Raw genomic sequence first — 2149 nt, 5'->3', positions numbered from 1 at the left:
GGCAGCAAAGAGGAGCAGGAGTTTGCGGCTGTTGGGAGACCAAGCAAAGCCCGTCATGTGTCTGGTGATTTTAAGCATGAGCGCCAGGTAAAAGAGGTAAAGGCCAAAGAAGGCTATGCCGGTTCCTTTGAGGCCCCAGAGGAGCACTCCTGCCACAGTGAAGGTTAACAGCACCACGTTGGAGGCCAGCTCGGTCCAGAAATACATGCGTTTGGCGCCCTTGGCCAGGAGGATGAAGCCCATGGGCCAGGTGATTACGCGCAAGGCCACGCCGAGAACCATCCATTGGAGGACTTCGACGGCCGGCAGGAATTTGACGGTGTAAAAGATGTGGATGATTAGGGGGGCCAGGGTAAGGGTGGCGATAACGCCGGGCATGGCTATGAGCAGGCCGACTTCGGTTTGTTCATTGACGAGGCGGTTGACTTCGGGATGGTTGTGGTTGACTTCGGTGAGCCGAGGGTAGAAGTCGGCTCCCATGGCGCCGAGGATGATGTTGACATAGTAACTGGAGAGCATCCAGGCCGCGGAGTAGATGCCATTGGCTTCGAGGCCCAGTTTACGAATTACAACGAGGCGAATGAGGTAGCCAACGGCCATGCCAATCAGGCCGCTGGCGGTCATGACGATGCCCAATTTGAGCATGGGACGGGCTTCCAGCCAGGTTTCGCGCCAGGTCATGGGCACATGGGGCACGTGGATTCTGCGGGCAAAAAGCCACGTCACCGCCAGGCCGGCCAGTGAAGAGAGGAGCATCATGGGCACGATGCTTTGGACACCCAGCCAGATCATCAGCGGGATGGTAATAGGCAAAGTGAGGACGGAGCCGATGACGCCCTGCATGGCCATATCGCGGATGCGACGCATTCCCTGAATGATGGCTGCCAAGCCCCCGGCGAGAGAGCTCATGAGGAGGGTCAGGGAGAGCAGGCAAAGCGGCCAGAAGTGGTCAGCGTTGCCAAAGGTGAGCACGCTGGCCGGCCAGGCCACCAGGCACATCAGGAGGACGCCCATGAGGCCGGTGACAAGTGAGGCGCGGCGGATGGTCTGCAGGGCGCGGGATACTTTGGCCTGGTCGCCCTGCCCCACGCCTTCGGCGATTTGGCGGACGGCGCCGGTGCTCAGGCCGAGGCTGGCGATGGCGCCCACGGGGCCGAGGATGGAGCCGTAGGCCCCCAAAAGACCCACGCCCAGGGGCCCCAGATAGGTGGCGGTGAACTTGACGCGAATCATGCTCACGAGCACGTTGATGACGGAGGAGCCACCGATGAGGGCGGAGCTTTTGAGGATGCGTCCGTAGGTGCCGGGGCGGGCGGGGGTCTCGGCTGGCGCGGGGGTATTCAAAGGTTTGGCTGTGGTGGCGCTCAAGGGCGGAATGTTGAGGCTTCACGCATCAGGGTTGCGCGATGGGATTGGGAAAACTGTACTATGGCATCGGCCACGTATTCGACTTGGGCGTCGGTGAGGTGCGGGCCCATGGGCAGGCTGAGGACGGTTTCGGCCAATTGTTCGGCGATGGGAAAGTCGCCGCGTTTCCAACCGTGGCCGGCATAGGCCCCGCTTAGATGCGGCGGGATGGGGTAATGAATGAGCGTGCCGACGCCGGCGGCGGCCAGGTGTTGTTGCAAGGCGTCGCGGAGCGGATGCCGGATTACAAAGAGATGCCAGGTGGTTTGCGAGCCTTCCGGGACATGGGGAAGCACCACTTCCGCCAAGGTACTTAAACGCTGAAGGTACAGGCGCGCGAGACGGTGACGGCGCTGGTTCCATTCGTCGAGTTTTTTCAATTTCACGCGGAGGAAGGCTGCCTGGAGTTCGTCGAGGCGCGAGTTAAAGCCGGGGTACTCATGATGATACTTTTTCTCTGAACCATAATTGCGCAACATGCGCACCTTGCGCGCGAGCTCGGGGTCGTTGGTGGTCACCGCGCCGCCGTCGCCAAAGGCGCCCAGGTTTTTGCCGGGATAAAAACTGTGAGCTGCGGCATGGCCCAGGCTGCCGGTGCGGCGGCCGTGGTAAAGTGCGCCAAAGGCTTGGGCATTGTCTTCCAGAACCAGCAAGCGATGCTGTTGGGCAATTTCGAGAATGGGGGCCATATCGGCAGGGAGGCCATATAAATGCACCGGCAATATGGCGCGGGTCCGAGGGG

At 61.0% G+C, this 2149-nt stretch carries 2 protein-coding genes; both read right to left on the bottom strand.

Going from position 1 to position 2149, the window contains the following annotated elements; translation table 11 throughout:
• A partial coding sequence (locus tag N3J91_06320; GenBank protein ID MCX8156043.1) for an O-antigen translocase occupies positions 1-1368 on the bottom strand: 1368 nt, incomplete at its 3' end.
• Positions 1365-2149 (bottom strand): DegT/DnrJ/EryC1/StrS family aminotransferase (locus N3J91_06315; protein MCX8156042.1); only part of this gene is annotated, 785 nt, incomplete at its 5' end. The genes N3J91_06315 and N3J91_06320, both read right to left, overlap by 4 nt.

It is taken from the genome of Verrucomicrobiia bacterium (assembly GCA_026414565.1).
Lineage (GTDB): Bacteria > Verrucomicrobiota > Verrucomicrobiia > Limisphaerales > Fontisphaeraceae > Fontisphaera.
Note: the sequence above shows the minus strand (reverse complement) of the source record. Positions and strands in the feature narration are given on the sequence as shown.